This is a genomic window from Sphingomonas mangrovi, assembly GCF_047975845.1.
Taxonomy (GTDB): Bacteria; Pseudomonadota; Alphaproteobacteria; order Sphingomonadales; family Sphingomonadaceae; genus Sphingomonas.
On the sequence record NZ_JBIUCZ010000001.1, the window covers coordinates 156,607 to 173,651 of the forward strand.

Annotated in this window: 18 protein-coding genes; 10 read left to right on the plus strand and 8 right to left on the minus strand. The window is 71.2% G+C overall.

Translation table 11 applies throughout. The features are described from left to right. Window positions 1-27 precede the first annotated feature (27 nt). Complete coding sequence (locus ACBY01_RS00685) at window positions 28-783, minus strand: uracil-DNA glycosylase family protein (protein WP_416458815.1); 756 nt, start codon at window positions 781-783, stop codon at window positions 28-30. Window positions 784-898: 115 nt separating this feature from the next. On the opposite strand from ACBY01_RS00685, the gene ACBY01_RS00690 reads away from it, so the two are divergent. The 7 genes from ACBY01_RS00690 (at window position 899) to ACBY01_RS00720 (ending at window position 8,907) form a co-directional block, all read left to right on the plus strand. Beyond that, window positions 899-2,560: an electron transfer flavoprotein-ubiquinone oxidoreductase gene (locus ACBY01_RS00690; RefSeq protein WP_416458816.1), complete on the plus strand. Its 1,662-nt coding sequence runs from the start codon at window positions 899-901 to the stop codon at window positions 2,558-2,560. Window positions 2,561-2,564: 4 nt separating this feature from the next. Then, complete coding sequence (locus ACBY01_RS00695) at window positions 2,565-4,166, plus strand: tetratricopeptide repeat protein (protein WP_416458817.1); 1,602 nt, start codon at window positions 2,565-2,567, stop codon at window positions 4,164-4,166. Further along, window positions 4,166-4,996: a 4-(cytidine 5'-diphospho)-2-C-methyl-D-erythritol kinase gene (locus ACBY01_RS00700; protein ID WP_416458818.1), complete on the plus strand. Its 831-nt coding sequence runs from the start codon at window positions 4,166-4,168 to the stop codon at window positions 4,994-4,996. Before ACBY01_RS00695 ends, ACBY01_RS00700 begins: the two co-directional genes overlap by 1 nt. Before the next feature lie 186 nt (window positions 4,997-5,182). Continuing rightward, the gene (locus ACBY01_RS00705; RefSeq protein WP_416458819.1) at window positions 5,183-5,929 is read left to right on the plus strand and encodes an N-formylglutamate amidohydrolase; all 747 of its coding nucleotides are present in this window, start codon (window positions 5,183-5,185) and stop codon (window positions 5,927-5,929) included. Between the two features lie 34 nt (window positions 5,930-5,963). Next, a complete protein-coding gene (locus ACBY01_RS00710; RefSeq protein ID WP_416458820.1) occupies window positions 5,964-6,326 on the plus strand; it encodes a hypothetical protein in 363 nt (120 codons plus the stop codon). Then, window positions 6,323-7,720, plus strand: coding sequence for an NAD(P)H-hydrate dehydratase (locus ACBY01_RS00715; RefSeq protein WP_416458821.1), 1,398 nt, complete (start codon window positions 6,323-6,325; stop codon window positions 7,718-7,720). The genes ACBY01_RS00710 and ACBY01_RS00715 overlap by 4 nt, the downstream gene beginning before the upstream one ends. Beyond that, window positions 7,711-8,907: a class I SAM-dependent RNA methyltransferase gene (locus ACBY01_RS00720; RefSeq protein WP_416458822.1), complete on the plus strand. Its 1,197-nt coding sequence runs from the start codon at window positions 7,711-7,713 to the stop codon at window positions 8,905-8,907. The genes ACBY01_RS00715 and ACBY01_RS00720 overlap by 10 nt, the downstream gene beginning before the upstream one ends. On the opposite strand, the gene truA is transcribed toward ACBY01_RS00720, so the two are convergent. After that, a complete protein-coding gene (gene truA / locus ACBY01_RS00725; protein ID WP_416458823.1) occupies window positions 8,897-9,646 on the minus strand; it encodes a tRNA pseudouridine(38-40) synthase TruA in 750 nt (249 codons plus the stop codon). The genes ACBY01_RS00720 and truA overlap by 11 nt on opposite strands. Next, window positions 9,643-10,542 carry a methionyl-tRNA formyltransferase gene (gene fmt, locus ACBY01_RS00730; RefSeq protein WP_416458824.1) on the minus strand — a complete coding sequence of 300 codons (900 nt, stop codon included), beginning with the start codon at window positions 10,540-10,542 and terminating at the stop codon, window positions 9,643-9,645. Before fmt ends, truA begins: the two co-directional genes overlap by 4 nt. 55 nt (window positions 10,543-10,597) lie before the next feature. Here fmt and recR point away from each other — a divergent pair, with 55 nt between their 5' ends. Beyond that, window positions 10,598-11,194 carry a recombination mediator RecR gene (recR, locus tag ACBY01_RS00735; RefSeq protein ID WP_416458825.1) on the plus strand — a complete coding sequence of 199 codons (597 nt, stop codon included), beginning with the start codon at window positions 10,598-10,600 and terminating at the stop codon, window positions 11,192-11,194. 54 nt (window positions 11,195-11,248) lie between these two features. After that, window positions 11,249-11,773 carry a peptide deformylase gene (gene def / locus ACBY01_RS00740; RefSeq protein WP_416458826.1) on the plus strand — a complete coding sequence of 175 codons (525 nt, stop codon included), beginning with the start codon at window positions 11,249-11,251 and terminating at the stop codon, window positions 11,771-11,773. A gap of 30 nt (window positions 11,774-11,803) precedes the next feature. Here def and ACBY01_RS00745 read toward each other — a convergent pair whose 3' ends face one another. Continuing rightward, window positions 11,804-13,468 (minus strand): formate--tetrahydrofolate ligase, encoded by a 1,665-nt coding sequence (locus tag ACBY01_RS00745; protein WP_416458827.1) that lies wholly within the window; start codon window positions 13,466-13,468, stop codon window positions 11,804-11,806. Between the two features lie 41 nt (window positions 13,469-13,509). Continuing rightward, complete coding sequence (locus ACBY01_RS00750; protein ID WP_416458828.1) at window positions 13,510-13,902, minus strand: four-helix bundle copper-binding protein; 393 nt, start codon at window positions 13,900-13,902, stop codon at window positions 13,510-13,512. A 124-nt stretch (window positions 13,903-14,026) separates the two neighbouring features. Between ACBY01_RS00750 and ACBY01_RS00755 the strand changes: the two genes are divergently transcribed. After that, a complete protein-coding gene (locus tag ACBY01_RS00755) occupies window positions 14,027-15,424 on the plus strand; it encodes a DNA recombination protein RmuC (RefSeq protein ID WP_416458829.1) in 1,398 nt (465 codons plus the stop codon). A 112-nt stretch (window positions 15,425-15,536) separates the two neighbouring features. On the opposite strand, the gene ACBY01_RS00760 is transcribed toward ACBY01_RS00755, so the two are convergent. From ACBY01_RS00760 to ACBY01_RS00770, 3 genes are read right to left on the minus strand one after another with little or no spacing between them, the layout of a single operon-like run. Then, window positions 15,537-16,343 carry a TrmH family RNA methyltransferase gene (locus ACBY01_RS00760; protein ID WP_416458830.1) on the minus strand — a complete coding sequence of 269 codons (807 nt, stop codon included), beginning with the start codon at window positions 16,341-16,343 and terminating at the stop codon, window positions 15,537-15,539. A 19-nt stretch (window positions 16,344-16,362) separates the two neighbouring features. Beyond that, complete coding sequence (locus ACBY01_RS00765; protein WP_416458831.1) at window positions 16,363-16,635, minus strand: HPr family phosphocarrier protein; 273 nt, start codon at window positions 16,633-16,635, stop codon at window positions 16,363-16,365. Further along, window positions 16,632-17,039, minus strand: coding sequence for a PTS sugar transporter subunit IIA (locus tag ACBY01_RS00770; RefSeq protein ID WP_416458832.1), 408 nt, complete (start codon window positions 17,037-17,039; stop codon window positions 16,632-16,634). Before ACBY01_RS00770 ends, ACBY01_RS00765 begins: the two co-directional genes overlap by 4 nt. Window positions 17,040-17,045: the final 6 nt, after the last annotated feature.

Below are 17,045 nucleotides of genomic sequence, written 5' to 3' on the forward strand. Positions count from 1 at the left end.
GCAAGGTACCAACCGCAAGGGCGATCTTCACGCGTCGTTTTCCTCGATCAGCAACTGCAGGTCGCGCCAGGCTTCCGCCTTGCACATCGGCCGCTCCAGCAACACCCGCGGGTGGTAGGTGGCGATCGTCCGCGACGCTAGGGTGCCATGGCTAAGCGCGGGTGAACAATCCCCATGCAGTGCTCCGTTCGCCCCGAGCACCGCACGGCTCGCCGCTTGCCCGAGCAGCAGCAGGCGCGAAGGCCGAACGATTCCAACCAGATGCCGCGCCAGCGACTCCAGTTCGACGACGCTGGCGTGGGGGATCCGGCCCGCCAGCGGCCGTGCGGCGCAAAGGGAGGCGAGCAGCACCTGGTCGCGGCCGGTGCCGATCGCCGCGAGCATCCGGTCGAGCAGCCGGCCTTCCGGCCCCGACAGCAGCGTGCCGGCGGCGGCGTCGCCATCCTCGGGCACGTCGGTGAGCACCATCAGCGTCGCGGTGGCGGGGGCGCCCGTCGGTCCGACCCGCACCGGCGCCCAGCTGGCGTCGGGCACGCCGTCGCCCAGCCGATAGGCGACGAAGGCGTCGTAGCTGTCGGGGTAGCCGGCTGCGGGCTCCGGCGCTGCGGGAGCAGGCCCCGCGGCGGCCGCGGCTGCGCTCGCGAGCGCGATCGCCGGCCGCTCCTCGGCGACCAGCCAGTCACGCGGCAGGTCGTCGACGAGCGTGTCGACCCCCGCCTCGATCCACCAATCGAGCACGCTTGCCGCAGTGCCCTGCCAATCCAGATGCTGATCCGCCCCCATCGCGCTATATAGGCCACCGGGTTGACGCCGCCGTCAATCTGCAGGAATCCCGCGGCCGACAAGACGTTGCGAGTTCGCGACGACGCGGTACCGCAGCGAGACAGGAGTGGAGTGGATGAGCGAGCGGGAATCGATGCCCTATGACGTCGTGATCGTCGGCGCGGGCCCCGCAGGCCTGTCCGCGGCGATCCGGTTGAAGCAGCTGGCGAGCGAGGCGGAGCAGGAGCTTGCGGTCTGCGTGCTCGAAAAGGGCTCGGAAGTCGGCGCTCATATCCTGTCGGGCGCGGTGATCGACCCGCGCGCGCTCGACGAGCTGCTGCCCGAATGGCGCGAGCAGGGGTGCCCGCTCGCCGAGGTGCCGGTGACCGAGAACCACCACTGGATCCTCAACACCAAGGGCAAGACGGAGATGCCGCATTTCGCGCTGCCGCCGTTCATGTCCAACGAGGGCACCTACACCGGATCGCTCGGCAGCCTGTGCCGCTGGCTGGCGGAGCAGGCCGAGGGTCTGGGCGTCGAGATCTTCCCCGGCTTCGCCGCCGCCGAGGTGCTGTTCCACGAGGACGGATCGGTGAAGGGCGTCGCGACCGGCGACATGGGCGTGGCGCGCGACGGCACCCGCAAGCCCGACTGGCAGCCGGGGCTCGAACTCCACGCGAAATACACCTTCCTCGCCGAAGGGGTGCGCGGGCACCTCACCAAGCAGCTCATCCGCAGCTTCGACCTCGCGAAGGACGCGCAGCCGCAGGTCTACGGGCTGGGCATCAAGGAACTGTGGGACATCGCCCCCGACAAGCACGTGCCGGGACGGGTGATCCACACCCAGGGCTGGCCGCTGTCGGAAACGCGCGGGTCGAACGGGGGCGGCTTCCTCTATCACCAGGCGAACGGGCAGGTGGCGCTCGGCTTCGTCACCTGGCTGAACTATTCCAACCCGTATCTCTCGCCGTTCCACGAAATGCAGCGGTGGAAGACCCACCCGGAGATCGCGGCGATCCTGGAGGGCGGCAAGCGCGTCTCCTATGGCGCGCGCGCGATCAACGATGGCGGCTTCCAGTCGGTACCTAAGCTGGTGTTCCCGGGCGGCGCCCTGATCGGCTGCTCGGCCGGCTTCGTGAACGTGCCGCGGATCAAGGGCACCCACACCGCGATGAAGAGCGCGATGATGGCGGCCGAGGCGGCGTTCGAGGCGATCGCCGCCGGTCGCGCCGGCGACACGCTCGACGCCTACACTCGCGCCTATGAGGCGAGCTGGGTGTACGAAGAGCTGCGCAAGGTCCGCAACGCCGTGCCGCTGGTCAAGAAGTTCGGCGACTTCGTCGGCTCGGGGCTGGCCGGCGTGACGATGTGGGCGGAGCATTGGGGCCTGCGCATGCCCTTCACGATGCGCCACCATCCCGACCACGAGAGCCTGTGGCGCAAGGATCAGGTATCGCCGATCGCCTATCCCAAGCCCGACGGCACGCTGACCTTCGATCGCCTGTCCTCGGTGTTCCTGTCGAACACCAACCACGAGGAGGATCAGCCGGTCCACCTCACGCTGCGCGATCCGGACGTGCCGATCGACTACGATCTGCCGATGTTCGACGAGCCGGCGCAGCGCTATTGCCCGGCCGGCGTGTACGAGGTGGTCGAGACCGAGGGTGCGCTGCCGCGCTTCGTGATCAACGCGCAGAACTGCGTCCACTGCAAGACCTGCGACATCAAGGACCCGACCCAGAACATCAACTGGGTGGTGCCCGAGGGCGGGGGAGGACCGAACTATCCGAACATGTAAGCGCGTGCTGCTCGGCGCGGCCGCGGCGGCAGGCGTGCTCGCCACGCTGCCGGCGGCGGCGGCCGGGGAGAACCTGCCCGCCTATGTTCGCGCGCGTGCCGCCGATGCCGACGGCGCGGTCGATGTCGCTGCGCGCAACTACGCGCTGGCGCTCGCCGCGCAGCCCGGAAGCGAAGTGGTCGCGATCCGCGCCTATCGCGAGGGGCTGGCGAGCGGCGACCTGACGCTCGCGCGCCAGTCGGCGGCGGTGCTGGACCGTGCCGGCGTGGCCCCGCCCGACGCCGCGCTGTTCGCCTTCGCCGATGCGGTGGCCGGCAAGCGGCGCGACCGCGCCCAGGCGGCGCTGCAGGAACTTGCGGACGGGCCTCTCGACTTTCTGCGCCCGGTGCTGGAGGCATGGCTGGCGTTCGACGCGCGGGACCGGGATGCCGCGCTGCAACTGGGTACGCTGGGGGGCGACGCGCTCGACCGGCGCTACGCCGCCGAAAACCATGCACTGATCCTGCTCGCCAGCGGGCGCACCGCAGAGGGGCTTGCCGCGGTGCAGGCACAGCTGGGGAGCGTCCGCGAGGATCCGCAGCTGCGCTGGTCGGCGGCATCGCTGCTCGCGGGGCGTGGCCGGCGCGATGCGGCGCAGGCGCTGCTCGCGGGCGACGATCCGGTGCTGGCGCCGTACCGGGAGCGGCTGGGCCGCGGGGCGAAGGGCGGCGCGCGCTTCGGCGTCGCGCGCTTCTTCGTGCGCGTGGCGAGCGATCTGATCGCCGACGATACCGAACCGCTCGCGATCACGCTCACCCGCGCGGCGCTGATCCTCGATCCCGACTACGCGCGCGCCTATCTCCCGCTCGCGGACGCGCTGTCCCGCGAAGGCGCCGACGGCGAAGCGCGCCGGGCCCTCGCCGCCGTCCCTGCCGACAGCCCGTTCGCGCGCGAGGCGCGCAGCGCCGAGGTGGCCGTGCTCGCGCGCGCCGATCAGGACGAGGCGGCGGTGACGGCCGCCCAGGCGCTTTCGGCTGCCCCCGGTGGCAGTGCCGCCGACGCGCGGCAGCTCGGCGATCTGCTCACCGAAAGTTCGCGGTTCGACGATGCCGCCGCGGCCTATGCCCTCGCGCGCCAGCGGGAAGGCGAGGCCGCCGACTGGACGCTGGTGCTCCAGCACGGTGCCGCGCTCGAACAGGCGGGACGGTGGGATGCGGCATTGCCGATCCTGCGCGAGGCAGTCCGGCTCGCCCCCGAGCAGCCGCTGGCGCTCAACTATCTCGGCTATGCGCAGGTCGAGCGCGGCGAGAACCTGGGCCCCGCGGTCGCGATGCTCGAGCAGGCGCACCGCCTCGCGCCGCAGGATCCCAACATCGCGGACTCGCTCGGCTGGGGGTATTTCCGGCAGGGCGCGTTCGCGCGGGCGCTGCCGTTGCTCGAAGAGGCTGCCCAGGCGGAGGAGGCGAGCGGGACGGTGCAGGAGCATCTCGGCGATCTGCTGTGGCGGATCGGGCGCCGGTACGAGGCACGCTATGCCTGGTCGGCGGCGACGCTCGATGCCGACGACGCGATGCAGGTGCGGCTTTCCGACAAGCTTGCCCGCGGGCTCACGGGAACGGCCCAGTGATGATCCACGAAGTCGCGCGCGCGAAGCTCAACCTCGCGCTTCATGTCCGCCATCGTCGCTCGGACGGATACCACGAGCTGGAAACGCTTTTTGCCTTCGTTCGCGATGGCGACGGACTGACTGTCGAATCGGCCGAGGCCGACCGCATCGGCATCACAGGCCCGTTCGCCGCCACCCTGCAGGCCGAAGGCGACAATCTCGTCACCCGCGCGCGGGATGTGTATCGGGCGGCGTTCGGCACCTTCGGTCCCTGCGCCATCCTGCTCGACAAGCGCCTGCCGGTCGCCTCCGGCATCGGTGGCGGTTCGGCCGACGCGGCGGCGACGCTCCGTGCGCTCGCCCGCCGCGACAACGTATCGCTCGACCACCCGCAGTTGAAGGCCTCCGCCCAGGCGCTGGGTTCCGACGTTCCCGCCTGCCTGCTCAGCCGCTCCGCGATCGGAAGCGGGCGTGGCGAGACGCTGGCACCGATCGAGGGGCTTGCGGGGGTTCCGGCGCTGCTGGTCAACCCGGGTGTCGAGGTGTCGACAGCGACGGTGTTCGGCCGCTGGGACGGCGAGGATCGGGGGCCGATCGGGACCGGCGATCCGCTCGGGATCGCGCTTGCCGGACGCAACGACCTCGAGGCGCCGGCGCGGAGCCTAGCGCCGGCAATCGACCGGGTGCTCGCCGTGCTGGCGGAGCAGGCGGGAACGCGGCTGGTGCGGATGTCGGGATCGGGCGCGACCTGCTTCGCGCTGTTCGAGGATGCCGCTGCCTGCACAACGGCGGCCGCGGCGATCCGGCAGGCGCATGCGGACTGGTGGTGTCTCGAAACGGCACTCGTGTGACAGTTCGTCCCGGGGCGAGACGAAGTGCACGTGACTCCGCGGTTGCGGCCGCGCGTGGCATGGCGCCTAACCGACGTGCGGATCAGACGCCGTTGCGGGACGTCCGTGGATGGCCCCTGTCTCGTGCAGGCGCCATCCTCTCCCGCCGGGGGTGACAGCACGGTCGCGCTGGGGCAGGTCCATGTCATGGCCGATCCCACGATCCCGACAGACCACGCGCCGGCAGAACGCATCGAAGGACCCGCCGGCGGCGTGCTGCTGCTGTGCGACCACGCCTCCAATCATGTTCCCGCCGACATCGCCCTCGGCGTGCTGCCGGCGCTGCTCGACCTCCACATCGGCTACGACATCGGCGCGGCGGCGCTGACCCGCGGCCTGGCCGCGCGCCTCGGTGCGCCGGCGGTGCTCGGCACGATCTCGCGGCTGGTGATCGACCTGCATCGCGAGCCGCATCATGTGGGGCTCGTCCCCGCGCTGAGCGACGGCCACGCCATTCCCGGCAACGCCGCCGCCGACCGCGACGCCCGCGTCACACGCTTCCACATCCCCTATCATGCCGCGATCGAGCAGGCGGTGCGGCACGATCGTCCGGACCTGGTGGTGGCGATCCACAGCTTCACCCAGCGGCTGGCGAGCGGCGGGGACGAACGGCCGTGGCAGGTCGGTATCCTCTACAACCAGGATGCGCGCGCCGCCGAACCGGCGATCGCGGCGCTGCGGGCGCGCGGCCTGGTGACCGGCGACAACGAGCCCTATTCGGGGCGCGAGCTCAACGCGACGCTCAACCGCCACGCCGAGGCGCACGGCATCCCGAGCATGTCGGTCGAGGTCCGCAACGACCTGATCGCAGACGATGCCGGCGTAGTGCGCTGGACGGAAATCCTCGCCGAGACGATCGCGACGGTGCGGACGGCGCTGTCACGCCAGCGCTAGCCGAAGCCCGCGCTGCCGGCGTACAAGGCACGCGATGACACCGAACCTAGCGACCGCCGGCGCCCTCGCCACGCTGCTCCTCCTCGCCGGCTGCGGCGACGCCGACACCGGGCCGCTGGAGCCCACCCCAGGCAGCACGCGCATCGCCTGCGCGATCGGCAGCGACCGCTTCGCCGAACGCTGTTTCGTCGAGCGGAGCGACACGGCGGAGGGAACCGTGCTTACCGTGCGGCAGCCCGACGGCGGCTTCCGCCGGCTGCGGCTCACCCCGGAAGGCCCGGTCGCGGCCGACGGCGCCGAACCGGTCACCGTCACCTCGCGTTCGCCGCAGGAGATCGAGGTGGCGATCGCTGGCGTGCGCTATCGCCTGCCGGCGGAGTTGGGGAAGGGGGCTTGAGGATCGTTCCCGCCGGCGCGCCGATCCTGCGCGGCCAGGCGATGCGGGACGCCGAGCAGCGCTGCTTCGACGCGGGCACCAGCCAGGCGGAATTGATGGCGCGGGCCTCACTCGCGGTGGCGCGCGAAGTCGCGCGGCTGGGTGCCGGGCAGCCGGTGCTCGTGCTCGCCGGGCCGGGCAACAACGGCGGCGATGCCTATGGCGTGGCGCGGCTGCTCGCCGATTGGGGGCATGACGTCGCGGTGGCGGCGCTCGGGCAGCCGAGCGGCGGTGCCGCGGCCGACAACGCGGCGGCGTGGCCGGGAGAGGTGCAGACGCTGGAGGCGGCGGTGCCGCGGCCGGTGCTGGTCGATGGACTGTTCGGCACCGGCATGACGCGTCCGCTCGACGCGGGAGTAGCGGCGCAGCTTGCGCGGCTCGTGGCCGGGGCAAGCGTGGCGGTCGCGATTGACCTGCCGTCCGGCCTTGCCACCGACAGCGGCGCCGATCTCGGCGCGCCCGATGGGATCACCGCGACGGTAGCGCTGGGCGCGCTCAAGTCGGCGCATCTGCTCGGCACGGGCGTGGCCAAGTGCGGCCATGTCCTGCTCGCCGACATCGGCGTGGGCGCGGCAACCGACTGGAACAGCATCGCGCGGCCGCGGCTCCGCGCCCCCGCCATCGATTCGCACAAGTACGACCGTGGGCTCGTTGTGGTGGTCGCCGGCAGCATGGCCGGCGCGTCGCGACTGGCGGCGCGCGCGGCGCTTCACGGCGGTGCCGGCTATGTCATTCTTGCAGCTAGTGAAACAGCGCCGGGTGGACCGGATGCGATCGTCCACCGCCCGGTGCACGGCGGCGCGGCACTGGCCGAATTGCTCATCGACGCGCGGATCGGCGCGGTAGTGATCGGCCCGGGTCTCGGCCGCGACGACGCGGCCCGCGACCTGCTCGATGTGGCACTCGCCTCCGATCGCGACCTGGTGATCGACGGCGATGCGCTGAGCCTGCTCGGCAAGGATGGCGTTGGGCGGATCGCCGCGCGTAAGGCGACGACGTTGCTCACCCCCCACGCCGGCGAGTTCGCACGCATGTTCGACGGCGGGACCGACAAGATCGCCGACACGCTTGCCGCCGCGGAGGCGGCGCAGGCGACGGTGGTGCACAAGGGCGCCGACACGGTCATCGCCGCGCCCGAGGGGAAGGTCGTCGTCGCGTCGGCCGCCGCCTCCTGGCTGTCGACCGCGGGCACCGGCGACGTGCTCGCCGGCCTGGTCGCGGCGCGCCATGCCGCCGGGGGGAGCGCCGACGAAGCGGTATGGCTCCACGCCCGTGCCGCCCGGCTCGCCGGTCCCGCTTTCGCCGCCGACGATCTGATCGCGCGGCTTCCGATCGCGATCGGAGAATGCCTGTGAGCGGCGACGTCATCGTCCGCGTCGCCGCGCGTGGCGAGGGGGTGTCCGGCGACGGCCGCCACGTGCCGCTCGCCGCACCCGGCGACCGGCTGCTCGACGACTACCGCATCCTGCCCGGTCCGCACCACCAGCAGCCGCCGTGTCGCCACTTCCCAGCATGCGGCGGCTGTCAGCTCCAGCACCTCGACGATGCCAGCTATGCCGAGTTCGTCCGTGATCGCGTGACCGGCGCGCTGGCGGGGCAAGGGTTGCGTGCGGAGGTGCGCCCGGCGCTCGTCTCGCCACCACGCACCCGCCGCCGCGCGACGCTTCACGCCGAGCGGCGCGGGAAGCAGGTGCTGCTCGGCTTCACCGAAACCGGCAGCCACCGTATCGTCGACATGGCCGAGTGCCATGTGCTGCTGCCTGAGTTGTTCGCGCTGGTGGCGCCGCTGCGGGGCCTGCTCGCGGCGATGCTCGGCGAGCGCCGCGCCGACGTGCATCTCGCCGCGACCGACCGGGGCGTCGACGTGCTCATCGCCGGCGCGCTCGGCGACAAACTCGCCGAGGTGGAGGCGCTGACCGCCTTCGCCGAGCGCCACGGTTTGGCGCGACTATCGGTCGACGACGGCTACGGCCCGGAAACGCGCTGGGAGCCCGAGCCCGCCACCGTCACCTTCGCCGGCGTGCCCGTCGCGTTGCAGCCCGGCGCCTTCCTTCAGGCAACGCGTGAGGGCGAGGCGGCGCTGGTCGCCGGCGTCGGCGAGGCGGTAGGCGCGGCGCCGACCGTCGCCGACCTGTTCGCCGGGCTCGGCACCTTCTCGCTCGCCCTCGCCGAGCGCGCAAAGGTCTATGCGGGGGAAGCGGCGCGCGAGCCGATCCTCGCGCTCAAGGCCGCCGCGGCACGTGCCGGCCGGCCGGTGTTCGCCGACCACCGCGATCTCTACCGGCGCCCGCTGAGCACCGCAGAGCTCGACCGCTTCGCTGCGGTGGTGCTCGACCCGCCCCGCGCTGGTGCACGCGAGCAGGCGGCCGCCTTGGCGGCGAGCAAGGCGCCGGTCGTTGCCTATGTTTCTTGCAATCCCAGCAGCTTCGCGCGCGACGTGAAGACGATGTGCGAGGGCGGCTATTGCCTCGACTGGGTGCAGCCGGTGGGTCAGTTCCGCTGGTCCACCCACGTCGAGCTGGTCGCGCGCCTCAGCCGCTGACCGGGTACACTGCGTCGGTGAAGTAGAGCCCGTCTGGCGGTGCGTTGAGGCCGAGTTGTGCGCGGTCGCGCGCCGCCAGCACCTCGGCGACCCGCGCCACCGGCCAGCGGCCTTGCCCGACCAGCGCCAGGCAGCCGACCATCGAGCGCACCTGATGGTGGAGGAAGGATCGCGCGGCGGCGTGGACCAGCACCCGGTCGTCGTCGCGCTCGACGTCGAGCCGGTCGAGCGTGCGCACCGGGCTGTCGGCCTGGCAATGCGCCGAGCGGAAGGTGGTGAAGTCGTGCCGCCCGACCAGCGCCTGCGCCGCGGCATGCATCGCCGCGCTATCGAGCGGCTGCGGCACCTGCCAAGCGAGCCCGCTCTCCCAGGTCAGCGGCGCGCGCCGGTTGACGATCCGATATTCATAGGCGCGACCGACGCAGGAAAAGCGCGCGTGCCAGTCGTCGGGCACGACCGCGCAGGCGAGGATCGCGACCGGGTCGGGGCGGAGGTGCGCGTTGAGCGCTTCCATCAGCCGGAAGGGGGCGATGTCCTTGGCGAGGTCCACGTGTGCGCGCATCGCCAGCCCGTGCACGCCCGCGTCGGTACGCCCGGCGGCATGAACCGCGGCGTCCTCGCCGGTGATGCGATAAGCAGCATCCTCGATCGCCTGCTGGACGCTCGGCCCGTGCGCCTGCCGCTGCCAGCCCATGAACGGCCGGCCGTCATATTCCACCGTCAGCGCGAAGCGCGTCACAGCTGCGTGCCTGCCGCAATTGGATAGCCGCGAAGCAGGTCCGCCGCGGGCATCGCCCCGCGCCCGGCGCGCTGCACCAGCGTCGGGCGGATCGCGCCGCTCGCACAGGCGATGGTGAGCCAATCGTCGAGCACGGTTCCGGCAGCGCCCGTATCGCTCACGACCTCTGCGGCGAACACGCGGAAGCGCTCGCCACCGAGTTCGAAGAAGCCGGTCGGGTGGAAGGCGCGGACCTGCCGCTCGACCGCTTCGGCAGGCTGATCGAAGCGCAGGCGCGCCTCCGCCTTGCCGAGCTTGGCGGCATAGGTGACGCCTTCTTCCGGTTGCGGAACAGGGGGATAGCGGTCGAAGTTGCCAAGCACTTCGACCATCGCTTCGCCGCCCAGCGCCGCCAGCTGCCCGGTCAGCGCGCCGGCGGTGGCGCTGCCGATCGCGATGCGGCGTTCGAGGCGCACCGGCCCCGTGTCGAGCCCCGCCTCCATCTGCATGATGCCGACGCCGGTCTCCGCATCGCCGGCCAGGATTGCGCGCTGCACCGGCGCGGCGCCGCGCCAGCGCGGCAGCAGCGAGGCATGGACGTTGAGGCAGCCGAGCCGCGGCGCATCGAGCACCGGCTGCGGCAGGATCAGGCCGTAGGCGGCGACCACCGCCACATCGGCGTCGAGCGCGGCGAAATCCTGCTGCGCGTCTGCGGTGCGCAGGCTCGTCGGGTGCCGCACCGGAATGCCGAGCGCTTCCGCGCGCGCGTGGATGGGGGTCGGCGTGGCGGCCTTGCCGCGCCGGCCGCCGGCACGCGGCGGCTGGGTGTAGGCGGCGACGATGGTGTGTCCGGCGGCGACCAGCGCGTCGAGGATCGCGACCGCGAAGTCGGGGGTGCCCATGAAGATGATCCGCATGCAAGGCTCTCGACACGCTGGCGGCGCGGCGCGCAACCCCCTATCTGTTCCGGCGATGGCTTCCCCCGAGATCGACGCGCTGACGCAGGCGCTTTCCCGCCTGCCGGGCCTGGGCCCGCGGTCCGCGCGCCGGGCGGTGCTCCACCTCATCAAGAAGCGCGAGACCGCGCTGGTGCCGCTGCTCGGTGCGCTGGAACGGGTGAGCGAACGGCTGTCGACCTGCTCGACCTGCGGCAACGTCGACACGAGCGACCCCTGCTCGGTGTGCGCCGATCCGCGCCGCGACGGGCGCGCGCTGTGCGTGGTCGAGGAGGTCGCGGACCTGTGGGCGCTGGAGCGCTCGCGGCTGTTCCCCGGCCGCTTCCACGTGCTCGGCGGCCGGTTGTCGGCACTCGAAGGTGTTCGGCCTGAGGATCTCGCGATCGACCGCCTGCTCGCCCGCATCGCCGAGGGCGGCGTCGACGAGGTCGTGCTGGCGATGAACGCGACGCTGGAGGGGCAGACCACCGCCCACTATCTTGCCGAGCGGATCGAGGGCTATCCGGTGCGCGTCACCCAGCTTGCGCACGGGCTGCCGGTCGGCGGCGAGCTCGATTACCTTGATGAGGGCACGCTCGCCCAGGCGCTGCGGGCACGGCGTCCGGTGGCGTAGCGGCGCGCGTCGCGCTCGCTTGACGGGCGGGGGGCGCTTACCTAGCTAGCGGGCATGGCCATCCTGCCCATCATCGAGATCCCCGATCCGCGCCTGCGGCTGATTTCCACGCCCGTCGACGCGGTGGACGACGACGTCCGCACGCTCGTCGCCGACATGTTCGAGACGATGTACGACGCCCCCGGCATCGGCCTCGCCGCGATCCAGGTCGCGGTGCCCAAGCGGGTGCTGGTGATCGACCTGCAGGAGCAGGAGGACGAGGAGGGAAAGCCGGTCAAGGAGCCGCGCGCCTTCGTCAATCCGGAGATCGTCGAGACCTCCGACGAGTGCTCGCTCTACAAGGAGGGCTGCCTGTCGATCCCCGAGCAGTTCGCCGACGTCGAGCGCCCCGCGCGCTGCCGCGTCCGCTGGCTGGACGAACAGGGCAAGGAGCATGACGAGTGGCTTGACGGGCTGCTCGCGACCTGCCTGCAGCACGAGATGGACCATCTCAACGGCGTGCTGTTCATCGACCATCTCTCGCGGCTCAAGCGCGACATGGTGATCAAGCGGCTCAACAAGCTGCGCAAGGCCGCCTGACCCCGGCGGCGGCGCTCAGGCGCCGCCTCCTTACGACAGCCCGTCGATCTGCCCCGCAGCATTGACGCGGATGCCCTCGGCTGCCGGTACGCGCGGCAGCCCGGGCATGGTCATGATCTCGCCGCAGATCGCCACCACGAAGCCCGCGCCCGCCGCCAGTCGCACCTCGCGAACGTGGACGACATGGCCGGTCGGCGCGCCGAGCAGCGTCGGATCGGTCGAGAAGCTGTACTGCGTCTTGGCCATGCACACCGGCAGGTCGCCGAAGCCGTCGGCTTCCCAACGGCGCAACTGCGCGAGCACGCTGGCGTCCGCCACCGCCTCCTCGGCGCGGTAGATGCGGGTGGCGACCGAGTTGATCTTTTCGAACAGGCTCAGCCGATCGTCGTAGAGCGGCACGAAGCGCGCGGTGCCCGAATCCGCCAAGGCCGCCACCGCTTCGGCGAGGTCGGCCGCGCCGGCGCTGCCGTCGGCGAAGTGCGTGCAGACGATCGCCTCGCAACCCTGCGCGGCGGCGATCGCCTGGACCGCCGCGATTTCCTGCTCGGTGTCGGAGGCGAAGCGGTTGATCGCCACCACCGCCGGAACGCCGAACTGGCGGACGTTCTCCAGATGCCGCGCGAGGTTGACGCCGCCGCGCTCGACCGCCGCGACGTCGGGTTGGGCGAGATCCGCCTTGGCGACGCCGCCGTTCATCTTGAGCGCGCGCACCGTCGCCACCACCACCGCGGCGTCGGGCGCGAGCCCCGCCTTGCGGCACTTGATGTCGAAGAACTTCTCCGCGCCCAGATCTGCGCCGAAGCCGGCTTCGGTGACGACATAGTCGGCGAGGCCCAGCGCGGCCCGCGTTGCGATCACCGAGTTGCAGCCGTGGGCGATGTTGGCGAAGGGGCCGCCGTGGAGCAGGGCGGGGGTGCCCTCCAGCGTCTGTACCAGATTGGGCTTGATCGCGTGCGCGAGCAGCGCTGCCATCGCGCCGGCAGCGTTGAGGTCGCGCGCAGTGACGGCGCGGCGGTCGGCGGTGTAGCCGACGATGATCCGGCCAAGCCGCGCCTCCAGATCGGCGAGGTCGCTCGCGAGACACAGGATCGCCATCACTTCCGAGGCGACGGTGATGTCGAAGCCGGACTCGCGCGGATAGCCGTTGCTCGCGCCGCCGAGCGACTGGACCAAACCGCGCAGCGCGCGATCGTTCATGTCCATCACCCGCCGCCAGCTGATCCGCCGCACGTCGAGACCGAGCGCATTGCCCCAGTAGACATGGTTGTCGACCATCGCGGCGAGCAGATTGTGCGCGCTGGTGATCGCGTAGAAGTCGCCGGTGAAATGGAGGTTGATCTCCTCCATCGGCACGATCTGCGCATGGCCGCCGCCCGCCGCGCCGCCCTTGGTCCCGAAACAGGGCCCGAGCGACGGCTCGCGCAGCGCCAGCGCGGTGCGGCGGCCGCTGCGCGACAGCGCGTCGGCGAGCCCGACCGAGGTGGTGGTCTTGCCTTCGCCCGCGGGCGTCGGGTTGATCGCGGTGACCAGGATCAGCTTGCCGGTGGTGCTGCGCTTCGGCAGCGCGTCAAGGGTCAGCTTGGCCTTGTAGTGGCCATAGGGTTCGATCGCCTGCGCCGGAATGTCGAGCTTGGCAGCGACCTCGCCGATCGGCAGCAGCGGCGCGGCGCGGGAGATTTCGATATCGGTCAGCATCGCCGCCGCTTAGGCGAGCGGCGGCGAGGCTGGAAGGGCGATCAGAAGGTCGCGAGCGCCTTGCGGCAATCGTCCGCACACTCGCGGCACATCGTGGCGCAGCGGCGGCAATGGTCGTCGTCGTGCATTTCGCAATGCTTGGCGCATTCCTCGCATGCCTCGATGCAGGTGCGCAGCATCGCCTGCAGGATCGCCTCGTTGCTGCCGGTGCGGCGGGTCGCGACCTTGAACGTCGCGTCGCAGATGTCGGCGCAGTCGAGGCAGCGGCGGATGCACTCGCGCCGGTCGGCGACGCTCTCTTCCGCCAGACATGCGTCGGCGCAGCTGGTGCAGATCGCCGAGCAGAACATGGCGTGCCGGACGGCGAGTGCCAGCGGCTCGTTGAGGCTGCCGGCGACGTCCGGGTGCGACTTGATCATCTCGGCGATCGACATGGGCGTTCCTTCGGGTTGTTGCAGGATTGGACGACCAACGGATCGCCGACGGCCGATGTTCCGCTTGTCCGGCTTCCCGGCGGCGGGTAAGTTCCGGGTTCGTTCGCGTTTCGAGGTGGTTGCAATGGATGCTGTGGTTCTGCTGGTGGTCGTGCTGGCGCTGGTCGCCGGGCTCGCGCTCGGCTGGTTCCTCGGGCAACGCGGGATCGCCGAGGCGCGTACCGAGCGCGACCGGCGCGAGAGCGACTTCAAGGCGGCGATTTCCGACCTGGCGCTCGCCAGCGAGCGCGCCAAGGACGTGGGCCCGTTGCGCGAAGAGGTCGACACGCTCCGGCGCGAACTGGAAGGCGAGCGGTTGGAGCATGCGCGGCTGAAGGCGACCGCGGCGGCGTTCGAGGAGCGGCTCGCCGAGTTCAAGGATGCGCGCGAGGCGATGACCGCGCAGTTCCGCGAGACCGCGCAGGTGATGCTCGACGGCGCGCAACGGACCTTCCTCGAACGCGCCGACGCGCGCTTCCACCAGGCGGGCGAGACGAACGAGATGAAGCTCAAGGCGCTGCTCGCGCCCGTCGAGCAGACGCTCCAGCGCTACGAGCAGAACGTCAGCAAGGTCGAGGGCGAGCGCAAGGAAGCCTATGGCAACCTCGCCGGGCTGATGGAGGCGATGCGTCTCGGCCAGGAGTCGGTGAAGAGCGAGGCGGCCAAGCTGGTCAACGCGCTGCGCTCGGCGCCCAAGGCGCGGGGCCGCTGGGGCGAGCAGCAGCTGCGCAACGTGCTCGAGACCTGCGGCCTGGCTGAGCACACCGACTTCGCGATGGAGGTCAGCGTCGAGAGCGAGGGCGGGCGGCTGCGGCCCGACGCGATCGTCAAGGTCCCCGGCGGCAAGAGCCTGGTGATCGACGCGAAGGTCTCACTCAATGCCTATCAGGACGCGCACGGCGCGATCGACGAGCGCGAGCGGGCGGCCCACATGCAGGCGCACGTGACGTCGATGAAGACGCACATCAACCAGCTCGGCGCTAAATCCTATCAGGCGCAGTTCGACGACACGCCCGATTACGTCATCATGTTCGTGCCGGGCGAGCATTTCCTCTCCGCCGCGCTGGAGCATGCCCCCGACCTGTGGGACTTCGCCTTCGACCGCCGCGTGCTGATCGCGACGCCGACCAACCTGATCGCGATCGCCCGTACGGTGGCGGCGGTGTGGCGGCAGGAGAAGCTGGCGGGCGAAGCGCGCCAGATCGCCGAGCTCGGAAAGGAGCTCCACAGCCGGTTGTGCACGATGGGCTCGCACGTCGCCAGGCTCGGCAAGAACCTGGAGACCGCCACCGGCGCCTACAACGCCTTCGTTGGCAGCCTGGAATCGCAGGTGCTGACCTCGGCCAAGCGGTTTGAGACGCTTAACGTGGATACCGGCGGCAAGACGCTCGATCCACTGCCGGTGGTGGAACAGACGACGCGGCCGCTGACCAAACTGGCGACGCCGGCGCTGGAGCAACCGGAGCACGAAGCGGCGGAGTAAGCCTCCGACAACCCTCTGCCGTGCTCCCGCGCAGGCGGGAGCCCAGGGTACCGGACGCTTCCGTCGTTCTGCGTGGCCCTGTGTCCCCGCCTGCGCGGGGACACGAATGGCTTCAGCCCGCCGGTTCCTGCCGATCGAGCACCGTGTACGCCATCACCGCGGTGGCGACCGCGGCGTTGAGGCTGTCGGCCTTGCCGAGCATCGGGATCTTGACCAGCAGGTCGCATTCGGCGGCCATCAAGTCGGGCATGCCCTGCGCCTCGTTGCCGGTCAGCAGAAAGGTCGGCGCCGCGTAGGCCGGGGCGCGATAGTGATGCTCGGTGTCGAGGCTCAGCCCGACGAGTTGTCCCGGCCCGGAGCGCAACCAGCTGCGGAACTCGTCCCAGCGCGCGCGGGCGAACGGAACGGTGAAGATCGCGCCCATGCTCGCCCGCACCGCCTCGACCGAGAACGGATCGACGCAGTCGTCGAGCAGGATCACCCCGCCGGCGCCGGTCGCGTCCGCGGTGCGCAGGATGGTGCCGAGATTGCCCGGATCGCGCAACCGCTCGGCGACGAGCCACAGCGGCGCGGTGGCGCGGTCGAGCCGGTCGAGCGCGGTCGGCAGTTCGTCGTAGACGCCGAGCACCGCGCCGGGATTGTCCTTGCCCGACAGCTTCGACAGGATGTCGGCGTTGGTCTCGATCGCCTCGCCGCCCGCCGCCTCGCATGCCGCGACCAGCGGCCGCACCAGCGCATGGTCGGCGCTCGCCCGCGTGTAGAACAGGTAGCGGGGCAGGTGGCCGGCCTCGCGCGCCTCGGTGAGGATGCGGAGCCCTTCGGCGAGGAACAGGCCCTCGTCGCGGCGGTGCTTCTTGTCGCGAAGCGTGCGGACCCGCTTGACCAGCGGGTTCGAAAAGGCGGTGATTTCCCTGGGCATGACGATGGCAGGCGGAGGATCAATCCTCGCCGAAGCGGTCCTCGACCAGCGCGACCAGTTCGCCCACGGCGCGATTGGCATCGGGCCCTTCGGCACGGATGACGATGGTGTCGCCCATCGCCGCGCCGAGCATCATCAGCCCCATGATCGAGGTGGCGGTGACCTGCGACCCGTCCTTCTCCACCGTCAGTGCGGTCGGCTGGGTGGCGGCGAGCGTCACGAACTTGGCGCTGGCGCGCGCGTGGAGGCCGCGGCGGTTGGTGATGCGGACCTCGCGGCGCACTTCGCTCATGCGGCGGCTTCCCCGAGCACTTCGGATGCGACCGAGATATATTTGCGCCCGGCGTCGCGCGCGGCGGCGACCGCCTCGACGACCTTCATCGTCTTGCGCGCGCCGCCCAGCCGGATCAGCATCGGCAGGTTGATTCCGGCGATGACTTCGATCCGCCCGGTCTCCATCAGCGAAATGGCGAGGTTGGAGGGCGTGCCGCCGAACAGGTCGGTGAGGACGATCACGCCGGCTCCGTCGTCGACGGCGTCGATGCCTTGCGCGATTTCCGCGCGGCGTTCTTCCATGTCGTCCTCGGGGCCGATGCAGACGGTGGCGATCCGTTCCTGCCGGCCGACGACATGCTCCATCGCGACGACGAACTCTTGTGCGAGCCGCCCGTGCGTCACGAGTACCAAGCCGATCATTTCTCT

Coding starts and splice junctions, on each gene's coding strand:
- ACBY01_RS00685 (WP_416458815.1), bottom strand. CDS start 783: ATGGGGGCGGATCAGCATCTGGATTGGCAGGGCACTGCGGCAAGCGTG.
- ACBY01_RS00690 (WP_416458816.1), top strand. CDS start 899: ATGAGCGAGCGGGAATCGATGCCCTATGACGTCGTGATCGTCGGCGCG.
- ACBY01_RS00700 (WP_416458818.1), top strand. CDS start 4,166: ATGATCCACGAAGTCGCGCGCGCGAAGCTCAACCTCGCGCTTCATGTC.
- ACBY01_RS00705 (WP_416458819.1), top strand. CDS start 5,183: ATGGCCGATCCCACGATCCCGACAGACCACGCGCCGGCAGAACGCATC.
- ACBY01_RS00710 (WP_416458820.1), top strand. CDS start 5,964: ATGACACCGAACCTAGCGACCGCCGGCGCCCTCGCCACGCTGCTCCTC.
- ACBY01_RS00720 (WP_416458822.1), top strand. CDS start 7,711: ATGCCTGTGAGCGGCGACGTCATCGTCCGCGTCGCCGCGCGTGGCGAG.
- fmt (WP_416458824.1), bottom strand. CDS start 10,542: ATGCGGATCATCTTCATGGGCACCCCCGACTTCGCGGTCGCGATCCTC.
- recR (WP_416458825.1), top strand. CDS start 10,598: ATGGCTTCCCCCGAGATCGACGCGCTGACGCAGGCGCTTTCCCGCCTG.
- def (WP_416458826.1), top strand. CDS start 11,249: ATGGCCATCCTGCCCATCATCGAGATCCCCGATCCGCGCCTGCGGCTG.
- ACBY01_RS00745 (WP_416458827.1), bottom strand. CDS start 13,468: ATGCTGACCGATATCGAAATCTCCCGCGCCGCGCCGCTGCTGCCGATC.
- ACBY01_RS00750 (WP_416458828.1), bottom strand. CDS start 13,902: ATGTCGATCGCCGAGATGATCAAGTCGCACCCGGACGTCGCCGGCAGC.
- ACBY01_RS00755 (WP_416458829.1), top strand. CDS start 14,027: ATGGATGCTGTGGTTCTGCTGGTGGTCGTGCTGGCGCTGGTCGCCGGG.
- ACBY01_RS00760 (WP_416458830.1), bottom strand. CDS start 16,343: ATGCCCAGGGAAATCACCGCCTTTTCGAACCCGCTGGTCAAGCGGGTC.
- ACBY01_RS00765 (WP_416458831.1), bottom strand. CDS start 16,635: ATGAGCGAAGTGCGCCGCGAGGTCCGCATCACCAACCGCCGCGGCCTC.
- ACBY01_RS00770 (WP_416458832.1), bottom strand. CDS start 17,039: ATGATCGGCTTGGTACTCGTGACGCACGGGCGGCTCGCACAAGAGTTC.